The organism is Herbaspirillum huttiense (genome assembly GCF_047300815.1).
GTDB classification, from domain to species: domain Bacteria; phylum Pseudomonadota; class Gammaproteobacteria; order Burkholderiales; family Burkholderiaceae_D; genus Herbaspirillum; species Herbaspirillum huttiense_A.
In genome coordinates this window covers 2,981,613-2,996,846 of the sequence record NZ_CP178608.1, presented here as the reverse complement: position 1 = coordinate 2,996,846, position 15,234 = coordinate 2,981,613, and the positions used below count along the sequence as shown (strand labels likewise).

The window sequence follows — 15,234 nt, the reverse complement described above, 5'->3', positions numbered from 1 at the left end:
ATCTGCTTTGGCTTGTATTCATGTTGCCGACGGGTCGCCTGGCGACGACGGCGTCAACGCAGTCAATGCCGCCAGCGAATCCAGCCACCACGACAGGGCGGGGCCCGCCGGATGGTCGGGTTTGTAGACGCACTGGATCGGCAGTTCCGCCCCTTGCGGCGGATGGTGGATGGTACTGATGCTCACCAGCCGGCCGCTGTCCAGGTCACTCCTGACGACGTGCAGCGGCATGTTGCCCCAGCCCATGCCGGCACGCAGCAGGGCGTGTTTGGTGCCCAGATCACTCATGCGCCAGGTCAGCCGCGAGTGCACCGAGAAATCCTGGCGCGCAGTGAGCTCGCTGCGGTCCGACAGCACCAGCTGGGTTTGCTGCTGCAGGAGCTTTTCGGAAATCCTTCCCTTTACCTTGGCCAGCGGATGGTCCGGTGACACCACCGCCACCAGTTGCACGCTGGGCAGCGTAATGCGCAGCAGGTTGGGCGGCGTGGTGGGCAACGTCCCCAGGATGCCCAGCATCGAGCGTCCATCAATGACGCGCTCGGCCACCGCCCCCAGCGCTTCGACTTCCAGCCGCACCGTCACCGCCGGAAAAGCCTGGCGAAAACGCTGCAACAGGTCCACCAGGCAATCGGTAGGGAAGAACACATCCACGGCCAGCGATACTTCCAGCTCCTGCCCGCGCGCATAGGAATTGGCCCGCACCTGCAGCGAATCGACGTGATCGAGCACCTGCCGCGCATCGGCCAGCAGTGCCACGCCGGGACTGGTCAGCTGTGGCCGGTAGCCACTGCGGTCGAACAGCAGCACACCAAGCTGGTCTTCCAGTGTCGCCACGGCGTAACTGACGGCCGATTGCGCCCGCGCCAGCTTGCGTGCGGCCGCCAGGAAACTGCCGCTGTCGGCCACCTGCACGAAAACCCGCAACTGATCCAGCGACAGGCGCTCAATATTCATATTGCCCTCAAGGTGCAGTGAAGTGATGAAGTGCCAACTATATCTAAAATTCAGATCATGATTATAAAAAGATAATCAGTTTTAGCAGACATCGAACTTGCCTATTCTGTCGTCACTGGCTGCAGCGAATGCCACCAACAGCAGAGCACAGCGAGAGCCGGTTAGATGATTGGCATCAGGCAACAACAGATTCAAGGCAACACGGCATCACAATTCAAACATCGTCGTTCACCCAAACACAGAGAGGCTTACCATGATCACCAACTTCACTACCTTCCGTATCGGCCGCGTTCTGCTGGCTTCCTTGTTCGTCATTTCGGGCATCTTCAAGATCGTCGGCTTTGCCGGCACCGTCGGCTACTTCGATAGCCTGGGCCTGCCGGTCCCGACCCTGGCCGTGCTGGTCACCATCCTGGTCGAAGTCGGCGGCGGCCTGCTGCTCATGAGCGGCCGTGGCGTGCGTCCGGTGTCGCTGGTGATTGCGCTCTTCACCGTCGGCGCGACCCTGTCGGCCCACCATTTCTGGACGCTCGAAGGCGCTGCCGCCCAAGGCCAGATGATTCACTTCCTCAAGAATGTCGCCCTGATCGGCGCGCTGCTGCTGGTGTCCTCGATCGACCCCCAAGCCCAGCCGGAAGAAAGCCGTTAAGCCCGATAGCGTCCTTGCGCATCCATCGACCATGATTCACCGGCCCGCACCCACGAAGTGCGGGCCTCTTCAGGAGAAACAAGCATGAGCACCCCCTACACCCGTCAAATCGAACGCCTGGTCAACGGCATCCCTACCCAGGATGGCGCCGGCGTGAGCCTTACCCGCGTGCTGACCCACGACCTGCAGCGCCGCCTGGACCCGTTCCTCATGCTCGACGCCTTCCACTCGGATGAGCCCAGCGATTACCTGGCCGGTTTCCCCGACCACCCGCACCGCGGTTTTGAAACCGTGACCTACATGCTGGCCGGCCGTATGCGCCACCGCGACAATGCCGGTAACGAAGGCTTGCTGGAACCGGGCGGCATGCAGTGGATGACCGCCGGCCGCGGTCTCGTCCATTCGGAGTTGCCGGAACAGGAAAACGGCCTCATGAGCGGCTTCCAGCTGTGGGTGAACCTGGCGGGCAAGGACAAGATGACCGATCCCGGCTATCAGGACATCCCCTCGGCGGGCATCCCCGAGACCGAGCCGCAACCGGGCGTGAAGGTCCGCGTATTGGCCGGCACCGCCTTTGGCGTGGCAGGCGCCATCAGCCGCGAGACCACCGAGCCGCTGTATCTGGACCTGAAGCTCGAATCCGGCGTGACGCTGGACCTGCCAATCCCGGCCACGCACAATGCCTTCCTGTATGTCTACGAAGGCAAGCTGGCCGTAGGCGCCGCAGGCAGCGAGACCCGCACCGCCGAGGCTGGCCGCATGGCCGTGCTCTCCAACGCCGTCGGTTCGGCCGGGGTGACCGTTCGGGCCGAGCAGGGCAGCCGCTTCCTGCTGATTGCCGGCAAGCCTTTGAATGAGCCGATTGCCCAGTGGGGCCCGTTCGTGATGAATACCCGCGAACAGGTGGAAGCCGCCATCGACGATTTCCGCGCCGGCCGTTTCTGAGCACACCTACCCTATGAACCCCAGCAGGCGGGCCGCCTTCCAGGCCCGCCGCACCAGGAGAGCACCATGAGCAACATTCTTCACCAGATCCACGGCCTGACCCGCGACATCGGTTTCCCGGTCCGGCGCCTGCTGCCGGCGGCGGCTGCACGCACGGTCGGTCCCTTCGTCTTTTTCGATCATATGGGACCGGTGGAATTCGATGCCGGCACGACCGAAGGCGATGTCCGTCCGCATCCCCACATCGGCCTGGCCACCGTGACTTACCTGTTCTCGGGCGCCATGATGCACCGTGACAGCCTGGGCGTGGTCCAGCGCATCACCCCGGGGGCGGTCAACTGGATGGCCTCGGGACGCGGCATCGTCCATTCCGAGCGCATCCCCGACGACATCCGCGAGCAGAAAGTGCCGGTGCATGGCCTGCAGATGTGGGTGGCCCTGCCGGCCGAGCAGGAAGACAGCGACCCGCTGTTCCGTCATTACGCCTCGGAGGACATGCCTGAGGCGCAAGTGGGCGGCGCCCGTCTGCATGTGCTGGCGGGATCGGCTTTCGGCGTGAGCTCGCCGGTGGCCACGGCCAGCCCGACGCTGTATGTGGCGGGCAGCACCACGCAAGGCGCCGAACTGGAGATTGCTGCCGAGGTGCAGGAGCGGGCGGTCTACGTGGTACGCGGTGAGGTGACGCTGGACGGCGAGCGCATGGAGCCAGGTACGCTGGCCATTCTGGCCCCGGGTGCGGCGGTTGCGCTCAAGGCCGTGGGAGAAACGGTCTTCATGATCCTGGGCGGCGCACCGCTGGATGGTCCGCGCTTCGTCTGGTGGAATTTCGTGGCGACCTCGCGCGAGAAGATCGAAGCGGCCAAGCTGGCGTGGAATGGACGTGACAAAAACGTGTTCCCGGATATTCCCGGCGAGACTGAGTGGATCCCGCTGCCGGCGCATTGATCAGCGCCCGAAGTACGACAACCAAAAAACCGCCTGCGGCATTGCTGCGACAGGCGGTTTTTTTTATCGGCCGTTGCAGCCGTTCATGCGCAGACCAATCAGATCAGCCCGATGATGCGCCCCATCTCGGTGATGTAGGGGCTGTCTTTGAGCACCTGGTTTTCCAGGCTGTCGGCGGCTCGGCGCAGGGAGTGCCAGGTATCGCCGACCTGTCCCGCATGCGGCTGCGGTTGGCTCAGGTGCTGGCGCAGACGGGCGATGTCGTCGCGCAGCTGGTCGGCTTCGGTACTACCAGCGGGCAGTTTCTGCAATTCCGCCTCGAACTGGCCGACCATGTCCAGCAGGCGCTGGTGGTCGAACGCTGGGGTTTGCATGGGCTCGCTCATGGATTCTCCTTCGGTGATGGACCGGCTCCATCATAGGCGCATCGCGCCCGGGCCGGCAAAAAAAGCACCGGGTTTTTGCCCGGCATCAAGTTCTGCTGTTTGGGTGCGCACACGGGGCACAAGTTCCGGCAGCGATGCGCGGCGGCCATGCTTTGTTACACTGGCGGCTGTTTTTGCGCGGCGCTTCCTGCGCCGCGCTCGCTGATCCCCTGATTCATGACCTCACACGACGATACTCCCGCTTTCATCACCTGGACCACCGGTGCCACTTCACATCAGCTGCGCTGGCATTCCGAGGCTGGCAATGCGCCCCCCAAGCGCGTCGTCGAGGCGGACGACCAGATGGCCGCCGATGCCGCCTACAAGCTGGCCTGCGAGGGTAGCGGCCTGCTCTGGCGCGGCGACTTCCAGAATGCACGCCAGCTGTTGCAAGCCCTGGGCCGACGAGTGGACCGCGCCCGCGAGCGCGCCCAGGCCAAGAGCCAATCCAAACCCGCCACCGCCGAGAGTCCGGCACAGGCCTTCCATCATCATCGCCAGATGCAGGCGCAGCGCGCGCGCATCCTGGGCATGCTGCTCATTCCCGTCGAGCCCGGTTTCGTGGTGCCGCTGCGCCGTGCGCCGGACGTGCAAGCCGCCTGCCGCGACGCCTATGCACCGGCGCTGCAGGGCACATCCTTTGCGGTCTCGCTGCGCGAGCTGCAGGGGCTGATCGGTGCGCACGAGTGGCGCAAGAAGGGCGTGGAGATCGGCGCGCTGGGTGGCCGCATCCACCCGTGGTATGGCGTTTTCTCGCCGGTGCGTGGCGAATACGTGGACCTGGTGGCCAAGGCGCCGCTGCCATCGACCGAACTGGCCTTTGACATCGGCGTGGGTAGTGGCGTGCTCTCCGCCGTGCTGGCGCAGCGCGGCGTGCGCAAGATCATTGCCACCGACATGGACCCGCGCGCGCTGGCCTGCGCACGCGAGAACCTGCAAGGGCTGGGTGTCTTGCCGCAGGTGGACTTGCAGGAGACCGACCTGTTCCCGCCGGGACGCGCGCCGCTGATCGTCTGCAATCCGCCCTGGCTGCCGGCGCGTCCCAGCTCACCCATCGAACATGCGGTCTACGATCCGGACAGCCGCATGCTGCTGGGCTTCCTGAAGGGGCTGGCCGAGCACCTCACACCACAGGGCGAAGGCTGGCTGATCCTCTCGGACTTCGCCGAACACCTGGGTTTGCGCGCACCCGGCATGCTGGCCGAGGCGATTGCCCAGGCCGGTCTGGAAGTGGTGGCACGGCACGACATCAAGCCGCGCCATGGCAAGGCGATTGATCGCGATGATCCGCTGCATGCGGCGCGCAGCAAGGAAACCACCAGCCTGTATCGCCTGCGCGCCCGCGCCTGAACGCACCTCATGCCAGCAAGGAGACACCATCCATGAACATGATCCGATGCCTGCCGCTGCTGCTGGGCGTGCTGCTCCTGCCGGCCACGGCCCAGGTGACCACCCGCGACCTGGGCGGCCATTACGGTCCGCAGCAGGGCGTCCCCGTTCCGATACCGGTCCCTGTCCCGGTGCCGGATGCGCTGAACCGCAACCCGCCACTGAGCGAACCCATCACCACCTCCGGCAACAGCTGCGCCTGCCAGGTGGCCGAGACCAGCGGCAGCGCCTGCATGATCTTCCTGCGCACCAATGCGGCCGACTGGATCGCCCGCAATGCGCCGCAGACGCCCCTGCGCTCGTCGGCCAGCGGGCGTTACTACGACGCCTCCTTCGCGCTGGCGGCCAGTGCCTGCGCGGCACGCAAGGTGGCACCGGGCAGTGTGAAGGTACATTGGCTGGATCGCCGCAATGCGATCCTGGAATGGAAATAGGGCGCTGATCCGCGCGCAGGGCTTCAGGCTGGCTCCTGCCAGGCCGGGAAATCCAGCAGGACCGCAAAATGCCCGTCGGGCAGATAGGCAAAGCGCATCTCGCCCGCATGCGCGCGCATGACTTCTTCCACGATGGACAAGCCCAGGCTCGCCCCCATGCGGTTCTCGCCGCGCGGGGCGAAGGGCTTGCGCAATCGCTCCCAATCCTCGGCCGCAATCCCTGGTCCGTCATCAATGAAGCTGAGGCGATGGCGCTGGCCATCGCTGTCCAGCCGCACATGCAACAGCCCCGGCGCGCCGTATTGCAGGGCGTTGTCGAGGATGTTCTTGATGGCCTCGCCCAGCGCAATCGGGTCGCCCTGAATCAGGCAGGGCAGGGGCGGCACATCCAGCGCCAGGTCGTGCGGCGTGCGCGCGCGATTGGACAGCACTTCCGTCATCTGCGAGCGCACCAGGTCGGCCAGATCGATGCGTTCCTGCAGGCGGCTGTCATTGCGATGCTGGACCATGGCGTGATTGATGAGCTGGTTCACCAGCGCGCCCAGGTGGCGCGTGCGTTCGCGCAGCAGGGCCAGGTGGCGCTGGCGCTTCTCTTCGCTGGGCTCGGTGGCCAGCAACTCCATCTGCGCCACCAGGGCGGTGACGGGCGTACGCAACTGATGCGCGGCGTCGCCGATCACGCGGCGCATGGTGGCGCGGTGGACCACCAGCCTCTCCATGAAGGCATTGATGGCCGAGACCAGCGCATGGGTCTCGGCAGGCACGGTTAACGACAGGGGGGAAAGATCGTTCAGGTCCCGCTCACGGATGGCCGCCTCGATGCGCTTCAACGGCGCCAGTGCCTGGTACAGGGTGAACATTGCTGCCAAAATCGTCAGCGCGCTCATGGCCACGATCACCACCAGCGCCTTGCCGCCCAGGCTTTGCGCAAAGGACATGCGTGCATTGTTGGTCTGCGCCAGCACGATGACCGCCCAGGGATGAGGGCTGTCGACGGGCATGCGGCGGCCGATGATGGCCATGCGCACGGGCGTACCGAGATAGTCCCCATCCCTCAGCAGCGGGCCTTGTTCCAGCTCGCTCCAGGGAATCTCCGGACGGAATTCGGCATCGCCCGCAATCACCCGTCCGCGCGGATCGAAGACCGCATAGATCGCATGGTCCCCGGTGCCCAGCATCGACAGCGCCGCCAGCGGCACATCGACATTGACTTCGCCGTGGTCGTACCAGGTGTTCTCGGCGATCTGCAAGGCACTGCCGGCCAGGATGCGGTCATAGGCCTGGCGTGCGGCCAGCTGGGTCGAGATCCAGATGGCGATGAGCAGTACGGCGGCGCTCACCAGCAGCACCGCGCCCACGCGCACCACCAGCCGCGTGTAGAGCGAGCGCCCGGCGACGACGTGCGGCGAGCGGCCCAGCATCAGTGCAGGGCGCCGGCCGGGGTGGACGCGGAAGGCTCACCAGCGGCCGGGGCGTGCAATACCAGCTGATAACCGAGGCCGCGCAGGGTGCGGATTTCGAAGGCGGCGGCGGCCAGTTTCTTGCGCAGGCGCGCCACGTATTGCTCGACCGTGTTGGCGTTGGGGGTGTCGTCGACGGTGAAAAGGCGATCCATCAGCTCATCCTTGTTAAAGATGCGCCCCGGCCGTGCGGCAATGATTTCCAGCAGCGTCACCTCGCGCCGGGTCAGCTCGATGGGCTGGCCGTCCAGCGTGGCGGTGCGGCTCTTGCGGTCGATGCACAGGTTGGCACAGTGCAGCAGGTTGGTCGATTCGCCGCCGCTCCGGCGCAGGAGCACACGAATGCGCGCGTCCAGTTCACGGAAGTCGAAGGGCTTGACCAGGTAATCGTCCGCGCCCAAGTCGAGTGCGCGCACGCGCTCTTCGATCTCGCCGCAGGCGGTGAGCATGAGCACCGGCGTGTGCTGGCCGCGGGCGCGCAATTGCTCCAGCAGGGCGAAGCCATCGGTTTGCGGCAGCATCACGTCCAGGATCAGCAGGTCGAAGGCCTCGCCCAGGCGGCGCGCGGCGTGGCCGCCGTGGCTTTCCCATTCGACGGTGTGGCCGATGCGGGCCAGGTGGGAAACGATGGCCTCGGCCACGTCGGCAGTGTCTTCGACCAGCAGGATGCGCATGGGATCTCCAGTGTTGTTTTCCGATGCCGCAGCTGTTGGACGCTGCTTGGGCAGGGCGCCATTGTATGCCCGAACCCCTCGCGAAAAAAAGACGTCAGGATTTAGTCAGATTCGTTACAGCTTGGCGGCCTAGCATCCGTTCCAGCATCAATAATTCTTATAAATCATTTGGAGACTGGCATGAGCGACCCTGCCCAAGCTGCGGCTATCCTCGACCCATCGCGTCCGCTGTTGGAAATCGACCGCGTTACCCTGCAATACAAGACCACCGATTCACTGGTCACCGCTACCCAGAACGTCAGTTTCAACGTCCATCCGGGCGACCGCTACATCCTGCTGGGCCCCTCAGGCTGCGGCAAATCGACGCTGTTGAAGGCCATCGGCGGCTACCTGCAGCCGACCTCTGGGGCGATTCGTCTCAAGGGGCGGGAAGTGCATGAGCCCGGTCCGGACCGCATGATGGTGTTCCAGGAATTCGACCAGCTGCTGCCCTGGAAGACGGTGCGCCAGAACGTGGAGTTCGCACTGCACGCCAGTGGCCGCCTGCAAGGCAAGGCTGCCGCCGAGCGCGCCGAGTACTACATCAGCAAGGTCGGCCTGGCCAAGTTCATCGACAGCTATCCGCACATGCTCTCGGGCGGCATGAAGCAGCGCGTCTCCATTGCCCGTGGCATGGCCATGGAGCCGGACGTGCTGCTCATGGACGAACCCTTCGCCGCGCTGGATGCACTGACCCGCCGCAAGATGCAGGATGAACTGCTGCGCCTGTGGGACGACACCCAGTTCACGGTGCTCTTCGTGACCCACTCGATCGAAGAAGCGATCCGCGTGGGCACCCGCATCCTGCTGCTCACCCCGCACCCGGGCCAGGTTCGCGCCGAACTCAACAGCATCGACCCCGGCCAGCTGGGAACGGCTGCCCAGGCCGAACTGGAAACCCGCATCAACGACATGCTGTTCGCTCATCACTGAGCCGCGCCGGAGACCTCATCATGCAAACCAATCTGCCCTTCGTCCGTCCGGAAATCCTGGTGGACCCCAATCCCGATGCCTCTGCCGAAGTGCAGCGGCCGCTGTCGGCCTTCGAGTCCCTGTATCGCATGGGCTGGCTGCGCAAGACCGTGATCCTGCTGGTACTCGCCCTGATCTGGGAAGTCTATGGCCGCTGGCTGGACAATGCCTTGCTCTTCCCCAGCTTCAGCGAGACGGTGCAAGCCTTCCTTTCCGGCATCGGCAGCGGCGTGCTGCTGCAGCGTGCGGCCGTGTCGATGCAGACGCTGCTGGTCGGCTATGGCCTGGGCATCCTGCTGGCCGGGCTGCTGACGACTGTGGCCATCAGCTCGCGCATCGGCAATGACCTGCTGGAAACGCTGACCTCGATGTTCAACCCGCTGCCGGCCATTGCGCTGTTGCCGCTGGCGCTGATCTGGTTCGGACTCGGTACCGGCAGCATCATCTTCGTGCTGGTGCACTCGGTGCTGTGGGCGGTGGCGCTCAATACGCATGGCGGCTTCCGGGCGGTGTCCAACACGCTGCGCATGGTCGGCCAGAACTATGGCTTGCGCCGCTTCTCGCTGGTGAAATCGATCCTGATCCCGGCCGCTTTCCCCAGCATCCTCACCGGCCTCAAGGTGGGCTGGGCCTTCGCCTGGCGTACGCTGATCGCAGCCGAGCTGGTCTTCGGCGTCTCCTCGGGAGCGGGCGGCCTGGGTTGGTACATCTTCGAAAACCGCAACCAGCTGGAAACGGCCAATGTCTTCTCGGGCCTGTTCTTCGTGATCATCATCGGCCTGGTGGTGGAGAACCTGATCTTCGCCCAGATCGAGAAGCGCACCATCCGCCGCTGGGGCATGCAGCACTGAGCTGCGGGGCCGTGGACCTTGTACGCATACAAGGTCCTGGCAAGCCATACATCAAGACACAACGATCCATACAAGACCGATAAACTGACGACCTTCAGGAGACAAGCATGCAACGACGTACCTTTACCAGCCTCATGATGGCCAGCGCCCTGGCGCTGTCCGCCGTATCCGGCACCGCCCGCGCCGAAGCGCAGGAAGTGCGCATCTCGCACGGCTATGGCTTGCTGTACCTGCCGCTGATGGTGATCCGCGACCAGAACCTCGTGGAAAAGCACGCCAAGGCCATGGGCCTGGGCGAGGTCAAGACCAAGTGGGTGCTGCTCGACGGCGGCAACGTCATCAATGACGCCATGCTGGCCGGCAACCTCGACATCGCCGGCACCGGCGCGCCGGGTTTCGTGACGCTGTGGTCCAAGGCGCATGGCATTCCGCGTTCGGAAGTGGTGGGACTGGGCGCACTGTCGACTTCGCCGCTCTGGCTCAATACCAACAACCCCAACGTCAAGTCGCTGAAAGACTTTACGCCCAAGGACAAGATCGCCATCCCCGGCATCAAGACCTCGCTGTCGGCCGTGCTGTTGCAGATGGCGGCCGCCAAGACCTTCGGCATCGAGAACTACGCCAAGCTGGACCCGTTGACGGTGAGCCTGTCGCATCCGGAAGCGATGGCGTCCCTGGTCTCGGGCAAGACCGAGATCACGGCGCACTTCACTTCGCCGCCGTTCTCCTACCAGGAAGCCAAGGCGCCAGGCGTCACCCGCGTGCTCAATTCCACCGACGTGCTGGGCCACATCACCATCGACGTGGTCTTTGCGCTCAAGTCCTTCACCGACAAGAATCCCAAGCTGACCCAGGCCTTCATGGCGGCGCAGGAAGAGGCCAATGCCTACATCGCCAAGAACCGCAAGGGTGCGGCCGAGATCTTCCTGCGCGTCTCCAAGCTCAAGCTGCCCCAGGAAGAAGTGGAGCAGATGCTGGCGGACCCGGGCACCGAGTTCACGAGCACGCCGGTGGACATCATGCAATACGTGATCTTCATGAGCAAAGCCGGCACCATCAAGACCAAGCCGGCGGTGTGGCATGACATGTTCGTGCCGGTGTTCAAGGAGCGCAAGGGAAGCTGACGGGTGAGCCCGGGTGCGGAGCCGGCAGTCTGCCAGGGTCCGCACGCTCCTGCTTGCCGTGCAGGATCAGTCGCAGGAATTGGCCCGCTGTACCGGCAGCGGGTGATAGTTGGCGCCGAGCTCGACCAATCGCATCGTGCACATCTTGTTGCGCACGTCCAGCTGCATGCGGGCCTCGTAATCCTTTCCGGCTTCGGGCACGAAGCTGCCCGCGATGAAGCAGGACAGCGACGATTCGCTTCCGGTGACCAGTGCCAAGGTAAAGGGCTGGCCAGCGGCAACCGTCAGCTCCGCAGCTTCATCCATCTTGGCCGGGGCATCGGGCATCCCCAGAGATCGTCCGCGATAGCCGTTGCTGCCGACGATCCCGCCGATCACGGTGCCCGCACCGGGTGAGCTCCAGTCGATGCAGCTCTTGCCGGGCACCGCCTTGATGAAGGCCCCGCCGCCAATGACCCTCAATCGGGCTCGCGCTCCCTCCGTGGGTTCTGCCACTGGCCTGAATTGCGTGCCGATGCCGGCGCATCCGGAAAGCGCCGAGATTGCCAATAGGCCAAGCGACAGCAGCAAGCTGCGCGAACGTGATGCAGTCATGGATTTCCCCTGAGTTTGATGAGGTGGGACCGGGTCCCTATTCGAATAATATTTTTCCGGGGAAACATTATACCTGCGCCGGGTGACTTGCCAAGCGGCAAGCTTTCGGCGGCCTGCGAGCGGCAGGGGCCTTCGTCTCCAGCCGGGCTGGGCGGGCCAAGTTGTCTGCAACGTAGCCAGAGCGTTGTGCGCTCTCCTTGCAAACATCAGATAATGGCCAGCTAGGATTCAAACATTGCCATCGATCTCTCTGTGTCTTCTGCATGTCCCTCAATACCGCCCTCCACTGGATCATCGATGAAGACCGCCTCTTCACCGACATGGCCGATTCGCCCGACAACCCCTGCACCGCCTGTGGCGGCTGCTGCGCGCACTTCCGCGTGTCCTTCTACTGTGGTGAACTCAGCGATGGCCTGGGTGGCATGGTGCCGGTGGAGCTGACCAGCAAGGTCAACGACACGCTGGCCTGCATGAAGGGGACCGAACACGGCCATGGCCGCTGCATCGCGCTGGTGGGGGAACTGGGACGGCCAGGTGTGGGTTGCCGCATCTATGCGCAGCGCCCCAGCACCTGCCGCGAATTCTCACCCTGGGAGGCGGACGGCCAGCCCAATCCCGAATGCCAGCAACGGCGCCAGGCCTTGGGCTTGCCGGTGCTGGCGGCATTGCCGCCGGAGCAGGCGGCGCCCGTGCTGCCCGCCTGAAACCTCAGCCTGGTGGCGCTTGGCTGCAGAGCGCAGCCAGCGCATCCCCCAGTGATTCGGGTCGGCCCTCGAAAAGGGTCTGCATGGCCTTGGGATCGGCCAGCAACGCATAAAGCGCGCTGCGTGCCGCATAGTCGGTGGCCAGGCGCACGGCCGCCAGGATGTAATCGTCCAGCGTGGCGGCGATGGTCCAGTCGGGCAAGCCCACGCGGCGAAACAGCCCTTCATCGATATGTTCGAACACTTCCGGCCCGGTCTTGCAGATGCCGGGCAGGCCCACGGTGAAGGCGTCGATGATGCCGTTGGTATTGCCGAAGGGCAGGGGCGAGAGAAACATGTCGCACCGGTTGAAGATCGACAGGTACTGCTGGTAAGGCTGGTGCGGATAGACCTGCGCACCCGGCACGTAACGCAGGATCAGCCGATGCAGCTGCGGATAGAGCAGCCCCTGCGCCTGCCCCACCAGAAAGTGCAGGCGCACTTGGCGTGCGCGGCCGTCAGGTTCCTGCGCCGCCAGCTCCACGATGCGCTGGCACGCCGACAGGAAGCGCGGGTTCAGCTTCATGGTGGTGGCGGCAATGGCCACGTTCACCACCGGCTGGTCGGGCCGCTCCAGGCGCGGCACGGCAAAGGGAATGGCGGTGGGACGATAGGGCTGGCCGTCGGCTGGCAGGCGCAGCAGCTGTTCGCTGAAGCAGGCCGGGTCGCCGACGAAATCGTCCTCCACGCTGATGTAGTCGATGCAGGGCGAATGCGTGGTCGCAGGATGCCCGAGCGCGGCCACCTGCAGCGGCGCCACGCGCAGGTTGGCGGCAAACATGGTGATGGGGAACATGCCCACGCTGGGCATGTAGAACACCCGCGGCCGGCGCGCCCGGGCAATCTCGCGCACGGTGCGCAGGCTGGCCATCAGGTCGGCCGGCTGCTCCAGCGTGATGAATTCATCGAAGACGGCCCGGCCCAGTTCATCCGTATTGGCCGCATAGCCCATGGCGACCACGTGGAAATGGCGGCGCGCGGCTTCCAAGGTCTTGGAGTGGGTGCGATAGATCGAATGCCCGCCCGAAAACCATTCCAGCAGCACCAGCATGACCGGCTTGCCATCGACCCGCGCCTCACCCGTTTGCGCCAGGTCGTGCAGGCCTTCGGCATGCAGCTTCTTCTGCAGCAGCTGGTTGATGGCGCCCTTGATGCGATGGCGCTGCGGCAGGTCGGCGTAGCTGCAATGCATGTACACGTCGTGCAGCACCCCGACCGGCAAGCCATCCAGCGACTCCAGTTCATGCAGCCGGTCCGGCAGCCACTGCAGCAGTGCTTCGCGCTTGGAGTGTGCCGCCGGTGTGCCGAGAAAGCGCGGCGACATCAGGGCCAGGAACAGGGCGGCGGCCAGAGGCTTGTTCTGCGCCCACAGCGCTTCCACGTCCAGCACCAGTTCCGACTCGGGGGAATAGAGCAGGCAGAACTTCACCAGGTCCAGCGGCTTGACCTCGAACACCTCCGACTGCGGGCCGCCGAAGTTGAGCGAGCGCAGGATGTGATCGGCATTGATGAAGTGGCTGGCGCCAAAGAGCGCGGAGAGCCAGCGCTGGAAGTTGATCAGTTGCCCGAAACCGTTGGGACTGAGATGAAAGCCCGGATCCGAGAGCAAGGCCGAGATGGCGCTGGTGACGCGGGTCAGCATGTGCTGTTCCAGCTCGGCCTGGGTCACTGCCGGCGAGACCTGCAGGGAAAACTTGCCGCTCAGCTGGCCGTACTGGCGATCGATCAGCTGCAGCAGGCGCACCAGCTCGCGCGCGGCCGGCTCCTGCTGGCGTGCGTAGCAAAGGTACTCGAAGTTTTCCAGGGAGAAAATATCGTCTTGGCGTGCCGTCATCGTTATTTCTCATTCTCGGGCTTGGACTGCGGGCATTGTGCCGTCTCTGCCGCCGCACTGCCAGTGATTTGGCAAGGGCCGGCGCGGTTCTGCGCCAGGGCAGGGAAGATCATGGCCAGCGCCAGCGGCGAGCGGTAAAGCCTGGAGGCGCCATGGGCGGCATCCGGAATCACCTGTTGCGGGTGCTGCACCTGGACTTGCCACCGCTTGGCCAGGAACTGTTCGTCGTCCAGATAGGCCAGTTGCCGCGCCAGCCGCGTCGGTCCCTGCAGGGCGGCCGCGCAGGATCGGTCAAGGTAACGATGCGCCGGATCAACATCGCGCCCGCCCACCAGGTAGCGTACGTCGCGGCCCGCATAGCGGACAAAGAGCTGGCGTGCGTCCAGATGCTGCCGTGCCAGGTAGTCCGGCGCCTGGCCCAGTCCATAACGGTAATCATCGTAACCGGCACAGGCGCCCGTGGCCGGGATGGCCAGGCCTGCGCCCTGCGGACGTTCCGGGCTCAGGTAGAGGTAGGACGAGGGACTGGAAAGCACGTAGCGCAGATGGAGCCCCGCCTGCTGCAAGATTTCCGGCACCGGGCTCATCAGTGCATGGCGCTGCATCAGCTGGGCACCGGCGGAGTGCCCGATCAGCACGATCTCGCGCAGGTCGGGAAAGCGCCGTGGGTCCGCCAGCCAGCGCAGCAGGTCGTCCATGGCCGCAAAGCTGGTAACCCCCTTGACGCCCCGGATCGAGGCCTCCCCCTGCATCCACGCATCGCCGCCCCAGACCGGCATGCCGGGCAAGATGCCGGGATCCTTGTGCGCCATGAAATTCGGCGCCAGCAGCAGGGTATTGCCTGGCGTCAATTGTGCCCGCTGCAGCAGGTCTTCTCCGAGGGCAAAGTAAGCGTCGGCATTGCGCTTGACCCCATGCACGATGATGACCGCGCGCACCACGTGGCTGGGCAACTGGCCCAGATCAGCGTTGGCAAAGACGGCCATGGCATAGGGGACGGCGCCGATGGTCAACGCCTGGCGCGAGGGTGGGGTCGTGGATTGGGCGGGGACCGTCGTCGACGGCAGAAACAGGGCTGCGGCGAGCAGCAGGGCGGTGAAAGAGGGTAGACGGGCCATTGGCGTGCCATAGGTTCAAGTGCAGGCTTGCATGCGAATGCATATCGCCAGAATATACCGCTTCCTGGCCCGGCCGGCGCCTTG

General features: G+C 64.7%; 16 protein-coding genes. 9 read left to right on the top strand and 7 right to left on the bottom strand.

What is annotated here, in order from left to right; all coding sequences use genetic code 11:
- Nucleotides 1-18: 18 nt before the first annotated feature.
- The gene (locus tag ACLRDN_RS13800) at nt 19-954 is read right to left on the bottom strand and encodes a LysR family transcriptional regulator (protein WP_413456743.1); all 936 of its coding nucleotides are present in this window, start codon (nt 952-954) and stop codon (nt 19-21) included.
- 253 nt (nt 955-1,207) lie between these two features.
- Between ACLRDN_RS13800 and ACLRDN_RS13795 the strand changes: the two genes are divergently transcribed.
- From ACLRDN_RS13795 to ACLRDN_RS13785, 3 genes are all read left to right on the top strand, one after another.
- Nucleotides 1,208-1,603, top strand: a complete 396-nt coding sequence (locus tag ACLRDN_RS13795) for a DoxX family protein (RefSeq protein ID WP_413456742.1) — start codon at nt 1,208-1,210, stop codon at nt 1,601-1,603.
- An 84-nt stretch (nt 1,604-1,687) separates the two neighbouring features.
- Nucleotides 1,688-2,548: a pirin family protein gene (locus tag ACLRDN_RS13790; protein ID WP_413456741.1), complete on the top strand. Its 861-nt coding sequence runs from the start codon at nt 1,688-1,690 to the stop codon at nt 2,546-2,548.
- A gap of 66 nt (nt 2,549-2,614) precedes the next feature.
- A complete protein-coding gene (locus tag ACLRDN_RS13785; RefSeq protein ID WP_413456740.1) occupies nt 2,615-3,493 on the top strand; it encodes a pirin family protein in 879 nt (292 codons plus the stop codon).
- Nucleotides 3,494-3,591: 98 nt separating this feature from the next.
- Here ACLRDN_RS13785 and ACLRDN_RS13780 read toward each other — a convergent pair whose 3' ends face one another.
- A complete protein-coding gene (locus ACLRDN_RS13780) occupies nt 3,592-3,879 on the bottom strand; it encodes a hypothetical protein (RefSeq protein WP_413456739.1) in 288 nt (95 codons plus the stop codon).
- A gap of 216 nt (nt 3,880-4,095) precedes the next feature.
- Between ACLRDN_RS13780 and ACLRDN_RS13775 the strand changes: the two genes are divergently transcribed.
- Both ACLRDN_RS13775 and ACLRDN_RS13770 read left to right on the top strand, forming a co-directional pair.
- A complete protein-coding gene (locus tag ACLRDN_RS13775; protein ID WP_413456738.1) occupies nt 4,096-5,268 on the top strand; it encodes a methyltransferase in 1,173 nt (390 codons plus the stop codon).
- A 32-nt stretch (nt 5,269-5,300) separates the two neighbouring features.
- Entirely contained in the window at nt 5,301-5,741 is a 441-nt protein-coding gene (locus ACLRDN_RS13770) for a hypothetical protein (RefSeq protein ID WP_413456737.1), read from the top strand.
- A gap of 23 nt (nt 5,742-5,764) precedes the next feature.
- Here ACLRDN_RS13770 and ACLRDN_RS13765 read toward each other — a convergent pair whose 3' ends face one another.
- Both ACLRDN_RS13765 and ACLRDN_RS13760 read right to left on the bottom strand, forming a co-directional pair.
- The gene (locus tag ACLRDN_RS13765) at nt 5,765-7,162 is read right to left on the bottom strand and encodes a sensor histidine kinase (RefSeq protein WP_413456736.1); all 1,398 of its coding nucleotides are present in this window, start codon (nt 7,160-7,162) and stop codon (nt 5,765-5,767) included.
- Nucleotides 7,162-7,875: a response regulator transcription factor gene (locus ACLRDN_RS13760; RefSeq protein ID WP_413456735.1), complete on the bottom strand. Its 714-nt coding sequence runs from the start codon at nt 7,873-7,875 to the stop codon at nt 7,162-7,164. The genes ACLRDN_RS13765 and ACLRDN_RS13760 overlap by 1 nt, the downstream gene beginning before the upstream one ends.
- Nucleotides 7,876-8,055: 180 nt before the next feature.
- Here ACLRDN_RS13760 and ACLRDN_RS13755 point away from each other — a divergent pair, with 180 nt between their 5' ends.
- The 3 genes from ACLRDN_RS13755 (at nt 8,056) to ACLRDN_RS13745 (ending at nt 10,861) form a co-directional block, all read left to right on the top strand.
- Complete coding sequence (locus ACLRDN_RS13755; protein ID WP_034335871.1) at nt 8,056-8,847, top strand: ABC transporter ATP-binding protein; 792 nt, start codon at nt 8,056-8,058, stop codon at nt 8,845-8,847.
- A 20-nt stretch (nt 8,848-8,867) separates the two neighbouring features.
- Complete coding sequence (locus ACLRDN_RS13750; protein ID WP_413456734.1) at nt 8,868-9,737, top strand: ABC transporter permease; 870 nt, start codon at nt 8,868-8,870, stop codon at nt 9,735-9,737.
- Nucleotides 9,738-9,844: 107 nt separating this feature from the next.
- Nucleotides 9,845-10,861: an ABC transporter substrate-binding protein gene (locus tag ACLRDN_RS13745; RefSeq protein WP_413456733.1), complete on the top strand. Its 1,017-nt coding sequence runs from the start codon at nt 9,845-9,847 to the stop codon at nt 10,859-10,861.
- Nucleotides 10,862-10,927: 66 nt separating this feature from the next.
- Here the strand turns inward: ACLRDN_RS13745 and ACLRDN_RS13740 are convergent, their stop codons facing one another.
- On the bottom strand, nt 10,928-11,455 hold the full coding sequence (locus tag ACLRDN_RS13740; RefSeq protein ID WP_413456732.1) for a hypothetical protein: 528 nt from the start codon (nt 11,453-11,455) through the stop codon (nt 10,928-10,930).
- A gap of 320 nt (nt 11,456-11,775) precedes the next feature.
- On the opposite strand from ACLRDN_RS13740, the gene ACLRDN_RS13735 reads away from it, so the two are divergent.
- Nucleotides 11,776-12,159, top strand: a complete 384-nt coding sequence (locus ACLRDN_RS13735) for a YkgJ family cysteine cluster protein (RefSeq protein WP_255589659.1) — start codon at nt 11,776-11,778, stop codon at nt 12,157-12,159.
- 4 nt (nt 12,160-12,163) lie between these two features.
- Here ACLRDN_RS13735 and ACLRDN_RS13730 read toward each other — a convergent pair whose 3' ends face one another.
- Both ACLRDN_RS13730 and ACLRDN_RS13725 read right to left on the bottom strand, forming a co-directional pair.
- Nucleotides 12,164-14,032, bottom strand: a complete 1,869-nt coding sequence (locus ACLRDN_RS13730; RefSeq protein ID WP_413456731.1) for a peptide transporter — start codon at nt 14,030-14,032, stop codon at nt 12,164-12,166.
- Nucleotides 14,033-14,034: 2 nt separating this feature from the next.
- Nucleotides 14,035-15,150: a hypothetical protein gene (locus ACLRDN_RS13725; protein ID WP_413456730.1), complete on the bottom strand. Its 1,116-nt coding sequence runs from the start codon at nt 15,148-15,150 to the stop codon at nt 14,035-14,037.
- Nucleotides 15,151-15,234: the final 84 nt, after the last annotated feature.

Excerpts from the sequence above, each read along its gene's own strand:
- ACLRDN_RS13800 (WP_413456743.1), bottom strand. The coding sequence starts at position 954 with ATGAATATTGAGCGCCTGTCGCTGGATCAGTTGCGGGTTTTCGTGCAG.
- ACLRDN_RS13795 (WP_413456742.1), top strand. The coding sequence starts at position 1,208 with ATGATCACCAACTTCACTACCTTCCGTATCGGCCGCGTTCTGCTGGCT.
- ACLRDN_RS13790 (WP_413456741.1), top strand. The coding sequence starts at position 1,688 with ATGAGCACCCCCTACACCCGTCAAATCGAACGCCTGGTCAACGGCATC.
- ACLRDN_RS13785 (WP_413456740.1), top strand. The coding sequence starts at position 2,615 with ATGAGCAACATTCTTCACCAGATCCACGGCCTGACCCGCGACATCGGT.
- ACLRDN_RS13780 (WP_413456739.1), bottom strand. The coding sequence starts at position 3,879 with ATGAGCGAGCCCATGCAAACCCCAGCGTTCGACCACCAGCGCCTGCTG.
- ACLRDN_RS13775 (WP_413456738.1), top strand. The coding sequence starts at position 4,096 with ATGACCTCACACGACGATACTCCCGCTTTCATCACCTGGACCACCGGT.
- ACLRDN_RS13770 (WP_413456737.1), top strand. The coding sequence starts at position 5,301 with ATGAACATGATCCGATGCCTGCCGCTGCTGCTGGGCGTGCTGCTCCTG.
- ACLRDN_RS13765 (WP_413456736.1), bottom strand. The coding sequence starts at position 7,162 with ATGCTGGGCCGCTCGCCGCACGTCGTCGCCGGGCGCTCGCTCTACACG.
- ACLRDN_RS13760 (WP_413456735.1), bottom strand. The coding sequence starts at position 7,875 with ATGCGCATCCTGCTGGTCGAAGACACTGCCGACGTGGCCGAGGCCATC.
- ACLRDN_RS13755 (WP_034335871.1), top strand. The coding sequence starts at position 8,056 with ATGAGCGACCCTGCCCAAGCTGCGGCTATCCTCGACCCATCGCGTCCG.
- ACLRDN_RS13750 (WP_413456734.1), top strand. The coding sequence starts at position 8,868 with ATGCAAACCAATCTGCCCTTCGTCCGTCCGGAAATCCTGGTGGACCCC.
- ACLRDN_RS13745 (WP_413456733.1), top strand. The coding sequence starts at position 9,845 with ATGCAACGACGTACCTTTACCAGCCTCATGATGGCCAGCGCCCTGGCG.
- ACLRDN_RS13740 (WP_413456732.1), bottom strand. The coding sequence starts at position 11,455 with ATGACTGCATCACGTTCGCGCAGCTTGCTGCTGTCGCTTGGCCTATTG.
- ACLRDN_RS13735 (WP_255589659.1), top strand. The coding sequence starts at position 11,776 with ATGGCCGATTCGCCCGACAACCCCTGCACCGCCTGTGGCGGCTGCTGC.
- ACLRDN_RS13730 (WP_413456731.1), bottom strand. The coding sequence starts at position 14,032 with ATGACGGCACGCCAAGACGATATTTTCTCCCTGGAAAACTTCGAGTAC.
- ACLRDN_RS13725 (WP_413456730.1), bottom strand. The coding sequence starts at position 15,150 with ATGGCCCGTCTACCCTCTTTCACCGCCCTGCTGCTCGCCGCAGCCCTG.